Genomic DNA, 17,761 nt, shown 5'->3' with positions numbered 1-17,761 from the left:
CTCCTTATCCAAATTTTCCTGTAATATAATCTTCTGTTTCCTTGTGTTGAGGGGAAAGAAACATCTTCTTCGTATCATTAAACTCAATCAAATCCCCATCTAAGAAAAATCCCGTCTTATCAGAGATACGAGAAGCCTGCTGCATGGAACGCGTTACCAAGAGCATGGTGTATTTGTCTTTTAGACCATACAAGGTTTCTTCAATCTTACCAGCCGAGATAGGATCCAAGGCTGAAGTTGGTTCGTCCAAGAGGATGATTTTCGGACTGGTCGCCAAAACACGGGCAACACAGACACGTTGCTGTTGTCCACCTGAGAGACCAATGGCCGAATCATGCAAACGATCCTTTACTTCATCCCAGATAGAAGCACGTTGCAAGGCTTTTTCAACCGCTTCATCCAGAACTTGCTTGTCCTTAACCCCATTGATACGTAGCCCATAGACAACATTTTCGTAGATAGACATAGGGAAGGGATTGGGCTGTTGAAAGACCATACCAATTTCCTTACGCAATTCAACCGTATCGGTACGTGGACTGTAGATATTGTGGCCATTATAAATCACTGTTCCAGTTGTTGTCACCTCAGGATTTAGATCGCCCATGCGGTTGATGGCTTTGAGAAGAGTGGACTTTCCTGATCCAGAAGGACCAATCAAAGCTGTTATTTCCTTAGGTTGGAAAGAAAGGGAAACACTATTCAAAGCCTTCTTTTTATTATAATAAACGGACAGGTCTTTAACCTGCAAAATCGGTTCTGTCATACTGCTTCCTTTCTAACCAAAGTGTCCCGTTACATAGTCATTGGTAGACTGTAACTTAGCATTTTGGAAAATATTGGATGTCTTATCATACTCAATCAAATCACCCAAGTAGAAAAATCCAGTGTAGTCACTTGCACGCGCAGCCTGTTGCATACTGTGGGTAACGATGATGATGGTAAAGTCCTTCTTCAATTCCAACATGGTTTCTTCCAGCTGGGCTGTCGCAATCGGATCCAAGGCTGAAGCAGGCTCATCCATCAAGAGGATATCTGGCTTGACAGAGATGGCGCGAGCGATACAGAGACGTTGTTGCTGACCACCAGAAAGCATCAAGGCTGATTTGTGGAGGTCGTCTTTGACCTGATCCCAAAGTGCAGCCTGTCTTAGAGAGGTTTCTACAATTTCATCAAGTACTTTCTTATCCTTAACACCTGCACGTTCATGAGCAAAAGTGATGTTGCGGTAAATAGACTTAGCAAATGGATTTGGACGTTGAAAGACCATTCCGATATGCTTGCGCATCTCATAGACATTGATTTCTGGACGATTAACGTCAATCCCTCTGTAGAGGATTTGGCCTGTGACCTTGGCAATATCAATGGTATCATTCATCCGATTGAGACTGCGAAGATAAGTAGATTTCCCAGATCCAGAAGGACCAATCAAGGCCGTAATTTTATTTTTTTCAAATTGCATATCGATGCCCTTGATGGATTCATTTTTACCATAGTAAACATGTAAATCCTTGGTAGAGAGGGCCACTTTTTCTTCAGGAAAGGTGATGATATGCTTTTCATCCCAGTTATATTTTGACATGGCTTCTCCTTTAGGCAGCGGTTAATTTCTTGTGTAAATAGCTTCCGAGTTTGCGTGCTCCAAAGTTAAAAATCAAGATAAAGATGAGGAGCACGGCGGCAGAACCAGCAGATACAATGGTCGCATCAGGAATGGTTCCTTCGCTATTGACTTTCCAGATGTGGACAGCCAAGGTTTCTGCTTGACGGAAGATTGAGATAGGACTGGTAACACTAAGGATGTTCCAGTTAGACCAGTCAAGGGCTGGAGCGGATTGTCCTGCCGTATAGATAAGAGCGGCGGCCTCACCAAAGATACGGCCAGATGCCAAGACAACACCCGTTACGATACCTGGAAGAGCTTCTGGAATGACGACATGGACTACAGTCTCCCAACGAGAAATTCCTAGGGCCAGACCAGCCTCACGTTGTGTATGGTGAACGTGTTTTAAACTGTCCTCAACATTTCGAGTCATCTGAGGAAGGTTAAAGACCGTCAAGGCCAAGGCACCTGAAATGATTGAAAATCCATACTCAAACTGGACGACAAAGATCAAGTAACCAAAGAGACCCACAACAACTGATGGTAGAGAAGACAAAATCTCAATACAGGTACGAATAAAATTGGTCACAGGTCCTTTTTTGGCATACTCAGCGAGGAAAACGCCAGCTCCCATAGACAGGGGAACAGAAATGATCAAGGTAATGACCAAAAGGAAGAAGGAATTGTAGAGCTGAATCCCGATACCCCCACCTGCTTGATAAGAGGAGGATTTCCCAGTCAAGAAGGACCAAGAGATGTGCGGTAACCCTCTCACCAAGATATAGAGAATCAAAGATGCCAGAATGGTCACGATGATACCCGCGATGGTATAGAGGACAGCTGTTGCAAGTTTATCTAATTTCTTAGCGTGCATAGTTTTTCTTTCCTCTTTCTTTCGTAATCAATTTAATCACACTGTTAAAGGCCAAACTCATCAAGAGCAAGACTAAGGCCAGTGACCAGAGAACGTTATTATCAACCGTTCCCATGACGGTATTTCCGATACCCATAGTCAATACAGATGTCAAAGTCGCAGCTGGTGTTGTTAACGAGGTTGGGATAACTGCTGAGTTTCCGACAACCATCTGAATAGCAAGGGCTTCACCGAAGGCACGCGCCATCCCAAAGACCACTGCTGTGAAAATACCTGAACGTGCTGCTTTCAAGGTCACACGCCAGATGGTTTGCCAACGAGTGGCTCCCATAGCTAAACTAGCTTCACGGTAATGACGAGGCACAGCGCGCAAACTGTCTGTTGTCATAAAGGTTACAGTTGGTAGGATCATGACAAAAAGAACGAAAATCCCTGACAAGATCCCAAAACCAGTTCCACCAAAAACGCTACGAACAAAAGGCACCACAACTTGCAAACCGATAAATCCATAGACGACTGAAGGAATACCGACGAGGAGTTCAATGGCTGGTTGCAAAATCTTTGCACCCTTTGGTGATACTTCTGTCATAAAGACTGCAGCTCCGATAGCGAAGGGTGTTGCAATCAGGGCAGATAAAATCGTCACAATAAAGGAACCCAAAATCATCGGAAGGGCACCAAATTGTTTCCCTGAAGGATTCCAAGTTTGTCCAAAGAGGAAATCAAAGATGTTGACCCCATTGACAAAGAAAGTTGATAAGCCTTTTTGGGCTACAAAAATCAAAATCATCGCCACAATGATAACAATCAAAGAAAGGCAAGTGAAGGTCAAACCTTTACCAAACTTCTCAAGTCGAGAGTTCTTTGAAGGAGAGAGTAATTTTTTTGAAAGTTCTTCTTGATTCATTATTGACCTCCTTCTACTGCTGTAACGGTACCTGAAGCATCCTTTTGGACTTTCATTTCATTGATGGAAATATAGCCCATGCCCTTAACAATCCCATTTTGGGCTTCGTCTGAGAGGACGAAATTCAGGAATTCAGCAGCTAACTCATTTGGCTGACCAAGTGTGTACATATGTTCATAAGACCACAAAGGCCAGTTGTTGGTCGTTACATTTTCAGACGTAGGCTCATAGCCATTGAGCTTCATGGTCTTGACCGAGTCATCCACATAGGCAAAGGCAAGATAAGAAATGGCTCCTGGAGTTTGCGAAACAATTGACTTGACCATTCCATTGGAATCCTGTTCTTGACTCTGCATTGCAGCCTGACCATTCATTACGACATTGTCAAAGGTTGCTCGTGAACCAGAACTTGCTGCTCGATTGATGATTGAAATTGCCAGATCTTTGCCCCCAACTTCTTTCCAGTTGGTCACTTCACCTGTAAAGATTTTGCGAAGTTGCTCGGTTGTCAGATTTTCAACATCCACTTCCTTGTTTACAATCACTGCAAGTCCAGCCACTGCAACCTTGTGGTCTACTAGAGCCGAAGCATCGATTCCTTCTTTTTCCTCTGCAAAGACGTCAGAGTTCCCGATGTCAACTGCTCCAGACTGGACTTGGGATAGTCCTGTACCCGATCCACCACCTTGAACATTGACTGTTTTTCCGATGTTTCTAGAACCGAATTCATCTGCTGCTGCTTCGACAAGAGGCTGAAGAGCAGTTGAACCAACGGCTGTCATGGATTCTCCACGATCAATCCAGCTAGCACATCCTGCTAGAGAACCTGCCATCAAAAGAGTCGCAAGAGATAGGACGAGCTTTTTTCTTTTTTTCACTGTTTTTCTCCTTGAACATAATGATGAATGCTCTGATTTCTTTCTGTTCCTATCATATCAATCAGTGATGATAAGATTTGGTTTACGATTTATAGACTGGAAGCCCCATTGAGGAGCAGTCAGTTCATCATATAATATAAGTAAAAATGAAAGACTATCAGAAAAAACTCATACTTCCAATATAACATAGAATAGATTCTTTGACTAGCTTTTTCACTTGAATCTAAGCCCTTTTGGATAATAATTTTTCAAAACATTTCCCGTTACCTTGGCAAAGCCTAATCCGTTTCCATGAACAAGGACTTGATACCATCCATTTGATAGACTTTCAGCTAGCTGAACTGTCTCCCCAGCCACATATTTTACAAAATTCTCATCCTTGATTTCGACTGTTTGCAAAACTTGACTTGGTTTTAAGGCTAATCCCAGAGCAAAGCTTGGTTCGAAGCGTTTCTTCTTAAAAGTACCCAGATGAAGTCCATTTCGGGCAATTTTGAGTTTCCCTAGATCAGGTAGCCTCTCTGGCAAGAGATAGAGTTGGTCTCCAAAAGTTTGTAAGATACCAGCTAGATTGACCCGCAAGTGTTTTTGGGCAAATTCTTGCCACAAAGCCAGTTGCTCACGACTGAGATTGCTCTTGCTAGCCTTGAATTTAGGTGCTGGATTTTGTCCCTTAAACTGCAGGTGGGCAACAAACTGGCCTTCTCCCTTGAAATGATGAGGATACATCCGAGCCGTTTCAGGAAGATCAATTCCTGCTACCATGCCATTCACATGCTCGACTGGAAGCAGTTCAAAATCATAGGTATCCAGCAACCAGTGGACGATTTCTTCATTTTCCTCAGGTGCCCAAGTACAGGTCGAATAGACCAAACGGCCACCTTCTGCAAGCATGGTCACTGCATCTTCTAAAATTTCTCTTTGGAGACTGGCACATTGGCTAGGATAATCGGTACTCCAATAGTCCATGGCATCTGGTTGTTTACGGAACATCCCTTCACCCGAGCAAGGTGCATCAAGGACAATCACATCAAAATAACCTTTAAAGACCTTGGCTAAGCGGTCAGCAGATTCATTGGTCACGACAACATTTGTCGCTCCAAATCGCTCCATATTTTCCACTAAAATTTTAGCACGCTTGCTTGAAATTTCGTTGGAGACAAGGACTCCTTGATTAGCCAGATAAGCTGCTAGTTGAGTGGATTTTCCACCCGGTGCTGCCGCCAAGTCCAAGACCTTCATACCAGAGCTTGGTTGAGCTACCTGGGCCACCATTTGGGCTGCAGGCTCTTGCGAATAAACGAAACCTGTCACATGCTCTGGTGACTTCCCAGAAACTTTTCCATAGTGCCCCCAAGGTGTATGGGGAATGGCATCAGCAAACGATAGCTGACTTTCTTTTAAGGGATTGACTCGAAAAGCCGAAACTGCTTCTTGTTTAAAAGAGGCAAGAAAATCTCTTGCCTCATCTTCTAGTATCGCTTCATATTTTTCAACAAATCCTTCTGGAAATTGCATTTAGTTTTCTTTCCTTTCATAAATATAGGACTGAATCTCATCTTGCATCTCGATTGGCACCATCATGACCGGCTGACGCGTTTGAAAATCAGCGGGCTCACCCGATACCGTAAGAAGGCGATAACCCAGACTTTCCCCTAGGATACTTGCAGCAGCGTAATCCCAAGGTTGCAAATAGGTGATATAAGTCAGCAGACGACCTGATAAAACCTTGGCAAAACTAATGGCCGCACTACCATAGACACGGACTCCCAACGCTGCTCGGCCCAAATCAGCCAAGCCCCACTCATTGGTTTCAAACATACCTGAGTTACCGGCAACTAAAAATTCTTGAAGAGGTTTCTTTTTAAAAGTTGGTAAGAACTCATTATTACGACAAGGAGGAAAGGCACCTCCACCATGATAACAATCCCCTTTCATGACATCATAAATGATACCAAATTTGCCAACCCCATTCTCAAAATAAGCCAACATAACAGCAAAATCTTCCTGCTGGGCGACAAAGTTATTGGTACCGTCAATGGGATCAATCACCCAAACGGAACCTTGACCGACCGCAGCACGCAAACAGCCCTCTTCTGCACAAATCAAGTCTTCTGGATAAGATGCTAAAATTCTCTGAATTAAGAGATCCTGAACTTCCTTATCCAAACGCGTCACCAAGTCTGTAGGGGAAGACTTTCGCTCGACCTGCAAATCTTCTTGCATGTGGGCCAAAATATACTCAGCAGCTTCCTGCACAATCTGTTTGGCAAATTCAAATTTAGTTTCCAAGAGAAATCTTCCCTTCTCTTTTTTCTTTTGCTAATTGAACTGCATGATAGAAGGAATAACCGCTAGCCGTCTCAAATTCGCGGCCTAGGCGTTTTTCTTCACTTTTGCTCGGAACGACAGACTTAAATTCCTTGTAAGACTCTAGCAGTTTTTTTGCTTCTACCTTGTCTTCATAGGCAGCTTCAACATCATTAAAAAAAGAAAGCACTGAAGCAAGTTCTTCAGTGCTCCACGACAAATCTAGTGGGTAACTATACTGTTTGTTCATCTATCCAATACCAGCTCTCAATGTTGCTTCTTTTAGTTCTTGTTTACGGTAACTACGAGGGAGAAAAGCACGAATCTCATCTTCATTAAAACCGATCTGCATGCGTTTGGTATCAATAATAATTGGGCGACGCAAAAGACTAGGATATTGCTCAATCAACTGAAGCAACTCCGATACCGAAATACTCTCTACATCAATATCCAATTTTTGGAAAATTTTTGAACGAGTTGAAATGATGTCATCAGTACCATTTTCGGTCAAGGAAAGAATGTGTTGCAATTCTTTTCTTGTTAAAGGACTGGTCATAATATTGTGCTCCTCAAAAGGAACTTTATGCGTCTCTAACCAGGCCTTTGCCTTACGACATGATGTACAGCTCGGTGATAAAAATAGTGTAATCATGCTTTTCTCTTCTTTATCTATACTTTGCTATTCTTATTATACAAAAAAATAAAGCGCTTGACTAGCAATTTCTAGAAAAAAGCCTATTTTTTCTAGAAAAATAGACTGTATGCGAACGAATACCTCTATTCTGATTAGATTAATTCACCCCTCATCAGAATTTCTAAATTCGTTTCTATTTTATCTATGCAAAATACTAGAATAGTTTGGGATTACGACTTTTCAAATAAAGGAAGACAAAGAAGCTCTCATAGAGGCCAAAGAAGAGAAGGAATGCATGGAGGAAGAAGGTCTCTGGTAAAATCCAAATAACTGGGTCCTTTGCTGGATCAAAAAGCCAGGTATCATCTCCCACAAAGAGAATCTGATGAAAAAGAGTAAAGAATTGCTCAAAACCAATCAACACTCCCAGAAGCCCGATGACCAAAGGCAAGACTAATAGAGTCAGGATACTTTTACGATATAGGGGTAGAAAACCCTTTTTTACAATCTTTTTAACAAAGAAATAGAAACTTGGCAGTGTTACCACAGCCACTAACTGAACCAAATGAAAGAGGTTCTTCACCACCGCAAAGTGGTGCAGGCCTGCCGCTGAAGAACGAAAATCCGGCATCTCTAAGACCTGACTAAAAGGATTGGTCAGGTAATTCATCAAGATATGAAAGTTATACAGAATGGTTTCTGGTTTTAGATAGACTCGATTCGCTAAGTTTAGCCACTCAATCTCCATGGGATAGAAAATCCAAGCCAGATAAATGGTTAAGAGAATAGAAAGGGAGAGGAAGAAGAGCATACTTCCCCAAAAGGTCAGTTTAGTTTTCATCAAAATCCCACTCCGCAAGGCTAGAAAGCACATGAGTTGGGGCGATTGGCAAGTCCGCCACTTCTTCTGCCTTGGTAAAACCTGTCGTCACCAAGAGCGTTGGAATGCCATTGTCAATCCCTGCTCGGATATCTGTCAGGTAGTTATCCCCCACCATGAGCAATTCTTCTCGTTTCAAGCCCAAGTGCTCAACTGCCTTGTCCATAATGATAGTATTTGGTTTCCCAATATAAACCGGTTTTACTCGAGTTGCCACTTCAAGAAGGGTTATCAGTGAACCAGCACCTGGCAAGAGACCACGCTCTGTTGGAATATTGAGGTCTGGATTGGTTCCGATAAAGTGGGCACCCTTTTGGATAGCTAGTGTAGCCGTCGCAAATTTTTCATAGTCGACTTGCCAGTCCAGTCCAACTACCACATAGGCAGGATTTTGCTTATCTTCGACATAACCAGCCGCCTGAATGGCATCTTTGAGCCCTGCTTCACCGATGACATAGACTGTCTTTTCCAGTCCCAAGTCATTCATATAGTCAATGGTTGCCAGAGTTGCCGTGTAGACAGTTGATAGAGGGGTATTAATATTAAAATTCTGAGCCAACATCTCTTGGACACTCTCAAGAGTTCGAGTTGTATTATTAGTCACAAAGAGATAGGGAATTTCTCGCTTTTGCAATTCATGCACAAAAGCCTCACCCGCGGGAATTCGGTCTTTCCCCTTGTAAATGGTTCCGTCTAAATCAATTAAATAACCTTTATAAGCCATATCGTCCTTTCTAATTGCCTTTAATTTCTTGCCATGTAATCATAGCTTGGGCATTAATCTCGCCATTACTGATAATCTCATGCTTGCTTTCTAGTCCCTTGAGTTCATAAGCTGAAGCAATCATGCCACCCGGTCGCACTTCTTTGACATATTTGAGATTGATTTTTTGGGGAATATACTTGGTCAAAAAGTCTGCTCCCATGACCTCAAAAATCCAATCCAGATATTTGCTATTATTGACATGACCATTCATATCCAAGTCGTAAAAACGAACATGGTAGTCTTTACTGAACGGGTTTTCTAGATTTGTATACTTTGGCCCACGGATGAGTTTTTTATCAAACTCAGACTGGTAAGGAGCAACAATTTCCGGTTCTACAGCATGAACTTTACGACTGTCCCTGTCCATAAGAACAAAGGTTGCTACCATGCGAATGATTTCTTGACCTGCTTCATCATAGATAGTGAAACAGCGGTAGCAAAAAAGACGATTGTAAGTCAATGCTTCTGTTTCAATCGTAATTTCCTCAGCAAAGCGAGGCAAGCGAACCACGTCAATCGCATAGTCTGTAATAATCCAGACTAAATTGTAACGTTCTAACATATCCTTGTCGCTAACTCCCAGCTCAATTGACTGCATACCTGATACTTGCAAGGACAGCAAAATCACATCTGGAAGTTTGATATGACCGTTCATGTCCGCCATATCAAAAGGAATTTTCATTTTCATTTGATAAGTTAAGCCCATTGTTCTACTCCAAAATAAATCGTTCTGCTACAGTGTCTCCCAAGAAGAGACCCCTCTTTGTCATTCGGACACGATCACCGTCGATTTTCATGAGACCTTGTTGAACCAAGTCTCTGATGATTTCGCCATAAAGTCCATCAAAGGATCGTCTAAATTTTTCCTCAAATCGCGCCATGGAAACCCCAGATTTTTTCCGGAGGCCTAGGAACATTTCTTCTTCCATCTGCTCCCTTTGACTTAGGTGTTCTTCTGTAATTCGAGCATTTCCTTCCTCTACTGCATTGAGATAGTGGCGGATAGGACCGTGGTTTTTATAACGAACTCCATCCACATAACCTGAAGCACCCGCACCGATACCATAATACTCGGCATTATCCCAGTACATGAGATTGTGGCGACTTTCAAATCCGGGTTTAGAGAAATTTGAAATCTCATAATGCTCAAAACCAGCTCGCTCCAGTTCTGCAATGATGTACTCAAACATCTCCGCTTCTAGCTCTTCCTTGGGTAGAGGCAACTTCCCACGTCGCATGCGGTTCATAAAGACCGTATGATTCTCCAAAATCAAGCTATAAAGGCTCATATGAGGAATATCAAGCGAGATAGCCTTAGCTACATTGTCCTTGACCTGAGCCATAGTTTGACCTGGAAGAGCATAGATTAGATCAATGGAGATATTGTCAAAACCAGCCAGTTTGAGACGGTCGATATTCTCATAAATATCCTTTTCTAAATGACTGCGCCCAATCTTTTTCAGCATTTTGTCATCAAAAGTCTGCACACCCAAGGAAACACGATTGACTGGCGACTGTTTCAAAACCGCAATCTTATCCGCATCCAAGTCGCCTGGGTTGGCCTCAATGGTCAACTCTTCCAAGACAGACAAGTCTAGATTTTTAGTCAAGCCTTCCAAGAGCACTTCTAATTGCGGAGCTGACAAAGCCGTTGGCGTCCCACCTCCAATGTAGAGAGTTGACAACTTTTGGATATCATAAGAACGAAACTCTTCTAGCAGATGCTCCAGATAACTATCTACTGGTTGATTCTTGATAAAAACTTTTGAAAAGTCACAATAATAACAAATCTGTGTGCAAAAGGGAATATGCACGTAGGCGGACGTTGGTTTTTTCTGCATAGTATTTATTATACCATAAAGACAGGCTTCCAGATAAAAATCACCATCTCCAAAAACCAGAGATGGTGATACTTTATACTTCAGTAATATCGATGATGATTTCTTCTTGGTCTTCAGCAACATCTGGAGTTACTGACTGTTCTTGCCATTGCTCCTTGAGATTGTTAAAGGTTTCTTTTGACGCTTCTGTCGCTTGTCGTGCACAGGTTTTGGCTTGGTCAAGGACACTGTCAAAAGTGATTTCACCAGATTCTACTTGTTCCTTTGTTTTCAGCACAAAGTCCCTTGCCTGTTCCTTCACTTCAGTTAGTTTCTCACAAACCTGCTCTCTAGCGTATTCTGGATCTTCTCTCAAATCATCCAGAAAATCCTGAGCTTGACTGCAAACTTGCTTGCCCTTGTCACTGGTTAAGAACAAGGCAAGAGCTGCACCTGAAACCGTTCCTAAAAGGATAGAGGATAGTTTTCCCATAAGATTTCTCCTTTTTTATTTTTTGAAAAATTTACTTGCGAAACGAAGAGCTGACAAGCTTGCACCTGTTTTAATGGTCTTTGAACCAGCTGATGAAGCTTTTTTGCCTAAGACACGTGCATGTTGGTTGAGATCAGATACTGACTCTGACAAGTCCGCCACAGCTGTAAAGAGTGGATCAATCGTCGCAACTTTGATATTGATATCATCTGCCAACACATTGACCTTAGCCAACAATTCATTGGTCTGATGCAAGGTAACGTTCACATCTGAGCTCAATGTTTTGATGGTTTTCTCTGTCTCATCAATCATACGACCTGCTTTTTGAATCGTGATTGTCAAATAGACTAAACAGACAATCAAAGCAATCGCAACAAGAATATATGCAACTTCTAACATTTATTTTTCCTCCTCTGTATGATAGAAAGGGGCTTTCTTTCGATTTTGATAAAGTATGATAAAAATACCAAGTCCGATAAGGATAACTGATAACCATTGAGAAACTCGCAAACCAAAGAACATGAGACTATCCGTCCGCATGCCTTCGATGATCATACGACCAAAGCCATACCAAATCAAGTAGAAAGCAGTGATATGACCACGTCTGATTCCCTTTAATTTTCGTCTAAAAATCAAAATCAAAGCAAAACCAATCAGATTCCAAACCGACTCATATAAGAAGGTCGGCTGACGGTAGCTACCCTCAATGTACATCTGGTCACGGATAAAGCCTGGCAAATAATCCAGATTATCCACTGCTGCACCGTAGGCTTCTTGGTTAAAGAAGTTTCCCCAGCGTCCTAAACTCTGGGCAACCATGACGCTCGGTGCTGCAATATCTAAGAAATCCCAAGTATTAATCAGCTTTCTATCTGCAAAGATATAAAGGACAATAGCCCCTGCTATCAAACCTCCATAAATGGCCAAACCACCATTCCAGATGGCAATGATTTCACCTGGATTTTGCAGATAGTAATCTAAGCGGAAGAGCACATAGTAAAGTCTGGCACCTAAAATCGCAACTGGAAAAGCAATCAGGATAAAATCCAAAATATCATCTGATAGAATTTTCTTTTTAGGAGCTTCTTTCATGGCAAGGTAGACAGCCAAGACCAAGCCAGCCACAATACACAAAGCATACCAACGAATGGAAAAAGGACCGATTTCAAATGCAACTGGATTAATCATCTTTCACCTCATTTTTGGAGATGAGATTAGTCAAGCGTTCTTCAAATAAACGCGTCGCATCAAATCCCATTTCTTTAGCGCGATAGTTCATGGCTGCCGCCTCAATAACAACAGAGATATTGCGTCCTGTTTTTACTGGGATGCGGATACGTGGAATCGTTACTCCAGAAACTTCTAGTTCTTCGGCATTGTTTCCTAGACGGTCAAAGGTCTTATGGGTATCATAATTTTCCAAGTAAACAGCCAACTGGACTTGTGAAGAATCTTTTACAGCACTTGCTCCGTAGAGACTCATCACGTCAATAATACCCACTCCACGAATCTCAAGTAAATGCTTCAAAATTTCAGCGGGCTCTCCCCAAAGGGTCATTTCATCCTTGGCAAAGATATCCACACGGTCATCTGCTACCAAACGGTGTCCACGTTTCACAAGCTCAAGACCCGTCTCGCTCTTACCGATACCACTATCCCCTTGGATCAAGACACCCATGCCATAGATATCCATCAAGACACCATGCACGCTCGTACGTTCAGCCAAACGGGAATCAAGGTAGCTAGATAACTCTCCAGATAAACGACTGGTTGATGTTCGACTGGTTAAAATCGCAATCTTACATTCTCTAGCAGCTTTCAACATTTCTTCTGGCACTACCAAGCCACGAGCAACGATGACAGCAGGTGTTTCAGGTAAAAACATTTTCTTCAGAACTTGATAACGATTATGGGCAGGCATAGCGACCAAATAGGACCACTCCTTCATCCCTAACAGTTGAATCCGTTCTGGAGTATAGTAATCAAAATAGCCCGTCATTTCAAGACCTGGTCTCATAATGTCCGCAGTATTGATTTCCTTTTCAAGCAATTCGCCTTCACCATAGACAATATCTAGTCTGAGCTTTTCAATTACTTCTCTTACTAAAACCGACATAATTTCCTCCTTCAATCGAGTTCTCCCTACTATTATATCAAATTGTAGTTGGAAGTTTCCTTTTTTTGCAGGATTTACAGTATTTATTTAGAAATAAAAAGACTAGATTGCTCTAGTCTTTCATTTCTAATTAGAATTTTTTACGTTTACGAGCTGCTTCTGATTTACGTTTACGTTTTACAGAAGGTTTTTCATAGAATTCACGTTTGCGTGTTTCTTGAAGAGTACCAGCTTTAGTAACCGCACGTTTGAAACGACGAAGTGCATCGTCAAGAGATTCATTCTTACGTACTACTGTTTTAGACATTTTTTTCACTCCCTTCAAGTTCAAGATCTATTCTATTTTACACGCAAAATGAATAATTGTCAAGAGGAAAACTGCCATAAACTTATATTATCTTCAATTTTAATCTTGTTAAAATTGATTAACATTTATAGATGGAAATGATATAATAGTGGCACATATTGATTAGCAAAAATTAGTATTATTTAGAAGTGAATCTATAACATGAAAAGAATCATAAAAATTTACCCTGTAGTAAGTATTTTAGTTGTAATTTGTTTATTGCTAGGAATTCTTACTACCTTTTGGGGAAGTGTAATGTATGACTTATTTGCATTTCATTCAAAGCCAATTTATTGTTGGCAATACTTTAGTGGTACATTTATGCATGGAAGTAAAGAAGCACCAATATGGTTTATATGGTTTCATTTAGTTTTAAATACTTTAATGTTACTTCCTTTTGGTGGGCTATTGGAGTATAAAAGGGGATCAAAATATGTATTTTTAGTTTTTATTACTTCTATGGTAATATCTTCGATTGTATTCCATATATTAACACAGAATCAAGAAATTCAGGCATCGGGTATCTCTGCTATTGGCTATGCTTTTGTAATGGGTGGGGTGATGAGTATGTTTGGTATATGGAAGAATTTCAATTTAGGATTAAAACTATTTTATATCCTTTTAATCGTTCTATCTCTCACAATGCTTCTACCAAATATAACAGGCTGGATTTCGACCTTTCTTCACATGTCAGGAATTGCCAGTTATATCATGGTTTCCAGCATCAACAACTGTCTTAATAAAAATCGTATAGCATCATAAGAATAGTCAATACGATTATATCAAAGTTTACAGACATTTAAGAATTTTCTATTGGATGCCTTTTTATATGAAATATCGACAACTGTTACGGTGATTTACAAAAAAATTTCTTTTAGCAGGATAGTGAACATTTGAAGTAAAAAGCCACTCACTCCAAAGAGCAAGTGGTTCTTGTCATTTTACTTTTCAAGCAAGCTGAGCGCTTCAGCATCTGCGATAATAGTCACATCAGGGTGGTTTTGTAGGCTGCTTGCTGGGAGGTTCTCAGTCACTGGGCCAGATACTGTTCCAGCAATGGCTTCTGCTTTTGACTCACCGTAAGCAAAGAGAATAATTGACTTGGCATCCAAGATGTTTTTAATTCCCATTGAAATGGCTTGAGTTGGGACGTCTTCAATCTTGTCAAAGAAGCGAGCATTGGCTTCGATAGTAGACTGGTCAAGTTCCACTAGATGCGTTTGACTGTCAAATGGAGTGCCAGGCTCATTAAATCCGATGTGTCCATTGCGACCAATTCCCAAGATTTGCAAATCAACAGGATGGTCAGCCAAAATTTGATTGTAGCTTTCTACTTCTTCTTCAGCATTATCCTTAACACCACGTGGCAAGAAACTTTCTTTAAATGGTTTTTTGTTGAACAAGTTTTCCTGCATGAAGTAACGATAAGACTGTGGATTGTCCCCATCAAGCCCTACATACTCATCGAGGTTTACACTGGTTAGATTTGAAAAATCAAGGTCACTCTCCACGATTTCCTTGTAAAACTCAAGCGGACTGCTTCCTGTCGCAAGTCCTAATGTTTGAGCACCATTGGCCAATTTTTCCTTCAAAATCTCAAAAGCAACTTTTCCACCTTCGACTTGATTCTCAACTTTTATAACTTTCATTTTATATCCTCCATGTTTCTATATTTATTATATGGTATAGACCAATTTTTGTCAAGTGAAAACGATTTAATTTCTAAAAAAAGAGCGTCTAAACTTGAAACATGTTATAATGGATAAGATTAGAACTTAGAAAGAATAATGAAAAATGAATACAGCTGATTTTGATTTCCACTTGCCTGAGGATTTGATTGCCCAAACGCCCCTTGAAAAACGAGATGCCTCCAAACTCCTTATCGTTAATCGCGAGACAGGAGAAATGCAGGATAAGCACTTCCACTCCATTATCGATATGCTGGAACCTGGTGATGCCCTCGTTATGAACGACACCCGTGTTCTCCCTGCCCGTCTCTATGGTCAAAAGGAAAAAACTGGAGGTCATGTGGAGCTTCTCCTACTCAAAAATACTGCTGGAGATGCGTGGGAGGTTCTCGCTAAACCTGCCAAACGCCTCAAGGTCGGTACTCGCGTCAGCTTTGGTGATGGTCGCCTTAGCGCTGTCGTTACGGAGGAATTGACCCACGGCGGCCGCATTGTCCGCTTTGAATACCAAGGAATTTTCCTAGAAGTTTTGGAAAGTCTAGGTGAAATGCCATTACCGCCTTATATCCATGAAAAACTAGATGACCGTGAACGGTATCAAACGGTCTACGCTAAAGAAAGTGGTTCTGCTGCAGCACCGACTGCTGGTCTCCACTTTACTAAAGAACTGCTAGCAGAAATCCAAGCCAAGGGTGTCCATTTGGTTTATTTAACGCTCCACGTTGGTTTAGGAACCTTTAGACCCGTTTCTGTTGACAATCTGGACGAACACGAAATGCACTCAGAGTTCTACCAACTTTCTGATGAAGCCGCAGCCACCCTTCGCTCTGTCAAGGAAAATGGAGGTCGTGTTATCGCTGTTGGAACTACTTCGATCCGCACACTGGAAACCATCGGTTCCAAGTTTGATGGGCAAATCCAAGCAGATTCTGGCTGGACCAATATCTTTATCAAGCCTGGTTACGAGTGGAAGGTTGTCGATGCCTTCTCAACCAACTTCCATCTACCCAAATCAACTCTGGTCATGTTGGTTTCTGCCTTTGCAGGCCGTGAATTAGTCTTAGATGCTTACCACCACGCTATTCAAGAACGCTACCGTTTCTTCAGTTTCGGTGATGCCATGTTTATCTATTAAAAATAGCTCCGTCATTTCTTTAGGAAATTTTATTCCTAAGAGATGACAGGGCTATTTCTGTTTAAAGTGTAATTTCTGGGAACTCAGAAGTTAGATGAACCAGTTTGCCTTGAACACCAAAGTAGTCCTTTACCAAGTCCTGTAATTCTTCCATGGCAGCCCGAGCACGTCTTGCCTGTTCTGCATTAATCGCTTCAATCACTAAGACAGCATCTTTTGTCGCTTCTGTCAGCATGGTTCTCTGCGCCTCTCTCCAGTTGAGACAGCGACAAACCGCTCCTTCATCATCATAATAGATCAGCTCTTCTGGAAGTGCAGGAGCATCGTTTTCAGCTCCTAGTGGAAAGAAAGGTTCTCCTCCCTTGGCCTGACCAAGATGAAGATTGCCTACAATCTTGTTCACATCTTCGCCACCACAGGGAACAGCATAAGATAGAGAGACACTATTATAGATGTCTACTAAGGGATTGATGGGATTAAACTCTCTTCCCTGACTGACCCTTTTAAGCAGAGCTTCTATAGAAGAGCGTGCTCCCTTTTTCGTTTTGAACTTGCTGAAAGCCTGACGCCATTCTTGAATGACATCATTCTGAGTAAAATTCTCATCCGAAATGAAATCCTCAGCTCGTTTAGCTCCCTTATCTAGCAAGGTTTTGAAATAGGGATCCTTGCTTTCATCAACTGTATTATCTAATCCCTTTACTACTAAAACGCTAATCTGTGCTTCTGGAAACAAGCTCCAAAATTCATTTTCAACGATAACTTTCATCTTTCACCTCTTATTATAAATAATTTCTTTTCTGGCCTTTTTTGACCATATCCCAATCACTTGTAATATTTTTTCTAACCCGAATTAGTAGGCTCTCCAGTTCTCTGGCCTCTTCCCTAGAAAATCCTTTTAGGGCAGAATTCTCTGAATAGTGATGTTCAGCAAGGATAAAAGGATAAAGTGCCTCTCCTTTTTCAGTGACAAACCACTCTTTATTTTTCCGATTTGTACTGGTCATTCCTTGTTTTATTAATCCCTTTTCTTCCAGTTTTTTTACTGAACGAGCAACTGTCGAACGGTCAACCTTCAGTAAATCCGACAAGGCTTCTTGAATGATTCCTGGATTCTCCTTGATTCGTACTAAATAAAGATATTGCCCACGAGCTAGTTCAATATCACGAAACTCAATATTAGCAATAGAATCTAGGGCACGGGCTATAACTCCGATTTCGCGTAATAACGACATGTTTCCTCCTCTCGCATCTATGATGATAGAATAGCACATTTTTGTTGCAAATGCAATAAAAGACACTTTGTTTTCAAAG

At 41.4% G+C, this 17,761-nt stretch carries 23 protein-coding genes; 2 read left to right on the top strand and 21 right to left on the bottom strand.

Annotation, left to right across the window (positions count from 1 at the left end):
- Positions 1 to 4: 4 nt before the first annotated feature.
- From pstB (HT680_RS02360) to rpsU, 18 genes are all read right to left on the bottom strand, one after another.
- Positions 5 to 763 (bottom strand): phosphate ABC transporter ATP-binding protein PstB, encoded by a 759-nt coding sequence (pstB, locus tag HT680_RS02360; protein ID WP_125453401.1) that lies wholly within the window; start codon positions 761 to 763, stop codon positions 5 to 7.
- Positions 764 to 775: 12 nt separating this feature from the next.
- Positions 776 to 1,579, bottom strand: a complete 804-nt coding sequence (gene pstB / locus HT680_RS02355) for a phosphate ABC transporter ATP-binding protein PstB (protein ID WP_000049851.1) — start codon at positions 1,577 to 1,579, stop codon at positions 776 to 778.
- Positions 1,580 to 1,589: 10 nt separating this feature from the next.
- Positions 1,590 to 2,474: a phosphate ABC transporter permease PstA gene (gene pstA / locus HT680_RS02350; RefSeq protein ID WP_000543055.1), complete on the bottom strand. Its 885-nt coding sequence runs from the start codon at positions 2,472 to 2,474 to the stop codon at positions 1,590 to 1,592.
- Positions 2,464 to 3,381 carry a phosphate ABC transporter permease subunit PstC gene (gene pstC / locus HT680_RS02345; protein WP_001070951.1) on the bottom strand — a complete coding sequence of 306 codons (918 nt, stop codon included), beginning with the start codon at positions 3,379 to 3,381 and terminating at the stop codon, positions 2,464 to 2,466. The genes pstA and pstC overlap by 11 nt, the downstream gene beginning before the upstream one ends.
- Positions 3,381 to 4,259 carry a phosphate ABC transporter substrate-binding protein PstS family protein gene (locus tag HT680_RS02340; RefSeq protein ID WP_173257942.1) on the bottom strand — a complete coding sequence of 293 codons (879 nt, stop codon included), beginning with the start codon at positions 4,257 to 4,259 and terminating at the stop codon, positions 3,381 to 3,383. Before HT680_RS02340 ends, pstC begins: the two co-directional genes overlap by 1 nt.
- 213 nt (positions 4,260 to 4,472) lie before the next feature.
- On the bottom strand, positions 4,473 to 5,777 hold the full coding sequence (locus HT680_RS02335) for an RsmF rRNA methyltransferase first C-terminal domain-containing protein (protein WP_173257940.1): 1,305 nt from the start codon (positions 5,775 to 5,777) through the stop codon (positions 4,473 to 4,475).
- Entirely contained in the window at positions 5,778 to 6,551 is a 774-nt protein-coding gene (locus HT680_RS02330; protein WP_173257938.1) for an inositol monophosphatase family protein, read from the bottom strand.
- Positions 6,541 to 6,819 carry a UPF0223 family protein gene (locus HT680_RS02325; RefSeq protein WP_001041968.1) on the bottom strand — a complete coding sequence of 93 codons (279 nt, stop codon included), beginning with the start codon at positions 6,817 to 6,819 and terminating at the stop codon, positions 6,541 to 6,543. Before HT680_RS02325 ends, HT680_RS02330 begins: the two co-directional genes overlap by 11 nt.
- Positions 6,820 to 7,221, bottom strand: a complete 402-nt coding sequence (locus tag HT680_RS02320) for a Spx/MgsR family RNA polymerase-binding regulatory protein (RefSeq protein ID WP_004246303.1) — start codon at positions 7,219 to 7,221, stop codon at positions 6,820 to 6,822. It abuts the gene before it with no gap.
- Positions 7,222 to 7,417: 196 nt separating this feature from the next.
- Positions 7,418 to 8,044 carry a TIGR01906 family membrane protein gene (locus HT680_RS02315; protein WP_173257936.1) on the bottom strand — a complete coding sequence of 209 codons (627 nt, stop codon included), beginning with the start codon at positions 8,042 to 8,044 and terminating at the stop codon, positions 7,418 to 7,420.
- Positions 8,034 to 8,807 carry a TIGR01457 family HAD-type hydrolase gene (locus HT680_RS02310; RefSeq protein WP_173257934.1) on the bottom strand — a complete coding sequence of 258 codons (774 nt, stop codon included), beginning with the start codon at positions 8,805 to 8,807 and terminating at the stop codon, positions 8,034 to 8,036. Before HT680_RS02310 ends, HT680_RS02315 begins: the two co-directional genes overlap by 11 nt.
- A 10-nt stretch (positions 8,808 to 8,817) precedes the next feature.
- Positions 8,818 to 9,555 (bottom strand): acyl-[acyl-carrier-protein] thioesterase, encoded by a 738-nt coding sequence (locus HT680_RS02305; RefSeq protein WP_173257931.1) that lies wholly within the window; start codon positions 9,553 to 9,555, stop codon positions 8,818 to 8,820.
- 4 nt (positions 9,556 to 9,559) lie between these two features.
- Positions 9,560 to 10,690, bottom strand: a complete 1,131-nt coding sequence (hemW, locus tag HT680_RS02300) for a radical SAM family heme chaperone HemW (protein WP_173257929.1) — start codon at positions 10,688 to 10,690, stop codon at positions 9,560 to 9,562.
- Between the two features lie 73 nt (positions 10,691 to 10,763).
- Positions 10,764 to 11,162 carry a YtxH domain-containing protein gene (locus HT680_RS02295; protein ID WP_173257926.1) on the bottom strand — a complete coding sequence of 133 codons (399 nt, stop codon included), beginning with the start codon at positions 11,160 to 11,162 and terminating at the stop codon, positions 10,764 to 10,766.
- A 15-nt stretch (positions 11,163 to 11,177) separates the two neighbouring features.
- Positions 11,178 to 11,561, bottom strand: coding sequence for a DUF948 domain-containing protein (locus HT680_RS02290; protein WP_000895027.1), 384 nt, complete (start codon positions 11,559 to 11,561; stop codon positions 11,178 to 11,180).
- Entirely contained in the window at positions 11,562 to 12,350 is a 789-nt protein-coding gene (lgt, locus tag HT680_RS02285) for a prolipoprotein diacylglyceryl transferase (protein ID WP_173257924.1), read from the bottom strand.
- Entirely contained in the window at positions 12,343 to 13,278 is a 936-nt protein-coding gene (hprK, locus tag HT680_RS02280) for an HPr(Ser) kinase/phosphatase (protein WP_038805477.1), read from the bottom strand. Before hprK ends, lgt begins: the two co-directional genes overlap by 8 nt.
- 130 nt (positions 13,279 to 13,408) lie before the next feature.
- On the bottom strand, positions 13,409 to 13,585 hold the full coding sequence (rpsU, locus tag HT680_RS02275; protein ID WP_000048054.1) for a 30S ribosomal protein S21: 177 nt from the start codon (positions 13,583 to 13,585) through the stop codon (positions 13,409 to 13,411).
- A 201-nt stretch (positions 13,586 to 13,786) separates the two neighbouring features.
- On the opposite strand from rpsU, the gene HT680_RS02270 reads away from it, so the two are divergent.
- Positions 13,787 to 14,386 (top strand): rhomboid family intramembrane serine protease, encoded by a 600-nt coding sequence (locus tag HT680_RS02270; RefSeq protein ID WP_173257922.1) that lies wholly within the window; start codon positions 13,787 to 13,789, stop codon positions 14,384 to 14,386.
- Between the two features lie 179 nt (positions 14,387 to 14,565).
- Here the strand turns inward: HT680_RS02270 and HT680_RS02265 are convergent, their stop codons facing one another.
- Positions 14,566 to 15,273 carry a glucosamine-6-phosphate deaminase gene (locus HT680_RS02265; protein ID WP_173257920.1) on the bottom strand — a complete coding sequence of 236 codons (708 nt, stop codon included), beginning with the start codon at positions 15,271 to 15,273 and terminating at the stop codon, positions 14,566 to 14,568.
- Between the two features lie 145 nt (positions 15,274 to 15,418).
- Between HT680_RS02265 and queA the strand changes: the two genes are divergently transcribed.
- Positions 15,419 to 16,447: a tRNA preQ1(34) S-adenosylmethionine ribosyltransferase-isomerase QueA gene (queA, locus tag HT680_RS02260; protein ID WP_173257917.1), complete on the top strand. Its 1,029-nt coding sequence runs from the start codon at positions 15,419 to 15,421 to the stop codon at positions 16,445 to 16,447.
- A gap of 61 nt (positions 16,448 to 16,508) precedes the next feature.
- On the opposite strand, the gene HT680_RS02255 is transcribed toward queA, so the two are convergent.
- Positions 16,509 to 17,216, bottom strand: a complete 708-nt coding sequence (locus HT680_RS02255; protein ID WP_131200300.1) for a phenylalanine--tRNA ligase beta subunit-related protein — start codon at positions 17,214 to 17,216, stop codon at positions 16,509 to 16,511.
- A gap of 13 nt (positions 17,217 to 17,229) precedes the next feature.
- The gene (locus HT680_RS02250) at positions 17,230 to 17,682 is read right to left on the bottom strand and encodes a MarR family transcriptional regulator (protein ID WP_084945908.1); all 453 of its coding nucleotides are present in this window, start codon (positions 17,680 to 17,682) and stop codon (positions 17,230 to 17,232) included.
- Positions 17,683 to 17,761: the final 79 nt, after the last annotated feature.

Origin of the sequence: Streptococcus sp. 5905 (assembly GCF_013276505.1) — a bacterium.
Classification (GTDB): Bacteria; Bacillota; Bacilli; order Lactobacillales; family Streptococcaceae; genus Streptococcus.
Note: the sequence above shows the minus strand (reverse complement) of the source record. Positions and strands in the feature narration are given on the sequence as shown.

What these genes read in the sequence shown, in the direction of transcription:
- hprK (WP_038805477.1), bottom strand. Translation starts at nt 13,278, where the DNA reads ATGTCGGTTTTAGTAAGAGAAGTAATTGAAAAGCTCAGACTAGATATT.
- HT680_RS02270 (WP_173257922.1), top strand. Translation starts at nt 13,787, where the DNA reads ATGAAAAGAATCATAAAAATTTACCCTGTAGTAAGTATTTTAGTTGTA.
- HT680_RS02265 (WP_173257920.1), bottom strand. Translation starts at nt 15,273, where the DNA reads ATGAAAGTTATAAAAGTTGAGAATCAAGTCGAAGGTGGAAAAGTTGCT.
- HT680_RS02255 (WP_131200300.1), bottom strand. Translation starts at nt 17,216, where the DNA reads ATGAAAGTTATCGTTGAAAATGAATTTTGGAGCTTGTTTCCAGAAGCA.
- HT680_RS02320 (WP_004246303.1), bottom strand. Translation starts at nt 7,221, where the DNA reads ATGATTACACTATTTTTATCACCGAGCTGTACATCATGTCGTAAGGCA.
- HT680_RS02315 (WP_173257936.1), bottom strand. Translation starts at nt 8,044, where the DNA reads ATGAAAACTAAACTGACCTTTTGGGGAAGTATGCTCTTCTTCCTCTCC.
- HT680_RS02290 (WP_000895027.1), bottom strand. Translation starts at nt 11,561, where the DNA reads ATGTTAGAAGTTGCATATATTCTTGTTGCGATTGCTTTGATTGTCTGT.
- lgt (WP_173257924.1), bottom strand. Translation starts at nt 12,350, where the DNA reads ATGATTAATCCAGTTGCATTTGAAATCGGTCCTTTTTCCATTCGTTGG.
- HT680_RS02250 (WP_084945908.1), bottom strand. Translation starts at nt 17,682, where the DNA reads ATGTCGTTATTACGCGAAATCGGAGTTATAGCCCGTGCCCTAGATTCT.
- queA (WP_173257917.1), top strand. Translation starts at nt 15,419, where the DNA reads ATGAATACAGCTGATTTTGATTTCCACTTGCCTGAGGATTTGATTGCC.
- pstA (WP_000543055.1), bottom strand. Translation starts at nt 2,474, where the DNA reads ATGCACGCTAAGAAATTAGATAAACTTGCAACAGCTGTCCTCTATACC.
- HT680_RS02295 (WP_173257926.1), bottom strand. Translation starts at nt 11,162, where the DNA reads ATGGGAAAACTATCCTCTATCCTTTTAGGAACGGTTTCAGGTGCAGCT.
- pstB (WP_125453401.1), bottom strand. Translation starts at nt 763, where the DNA reads ATGACAGAACCGATTTTGCAGGTTAAAGACCTGTCCGTTTATTATAAT.
- HT680_RS02325 (WP_001041968.1), bottom strand. Translation starts at nt 6,819, where the DNA reads ATGAACAAACAGTATAGTTACCCACTAGATTTGTCGTGGAGCACTGAA.
- HT680_RS02305 (WP_173257931.1), bottom strand. Translation starts at nt 9,555, where the DNA reads ATGGGCTTAACTTATCAAATGAAAATGAAAATTCCTTTTGATATGGCG.
- hemW (WP_173257929.1), bottom strand. Translation starts at nt 10,690, where the DNA reads ATGCAGAAAAAACCAACGTCCGCCTACGTGCATATTCCCTTTTGCACA.
- HT680_RS02335 (WP_173257940.1), bottom strand. Translation starts at nt 5,777, where the DNA reads ATGCAATTTCCAGAAGGATTTGTTGAAAAATATGAAGCGATACTAGAA.
- HT680_RS02310 (WP_173257934.1), bottom strand. Translation starts at nt 8,807, where the DNA reads ATGGCTTATAAAGGTTATTTAATTGATTTAGACGGAACCATTTACAAG.
- pstC (WP_001070951.1), bottom strand. Translation starts at nt 3,381, where the DNA reads ATGAATCAAGAAGAACTTTCAAAAAAATTACTCTCTCCTTCAAAGAAC.
- rpsU (WP_000048054.1), bottom strand. Translation starts at nt 13,585, where the DNA reads ATGTCTAAAACAGTAGTACGTAAGAATGAATCTCTTGACGATGCACTT.
- pstB (WP_000049851.1), bottom strand. Translation starts at nt 1,579, where the DNA reads ATGTCAAAATATAACTGGGATGAAAAGCATATCATCACCTTTCCTGAA.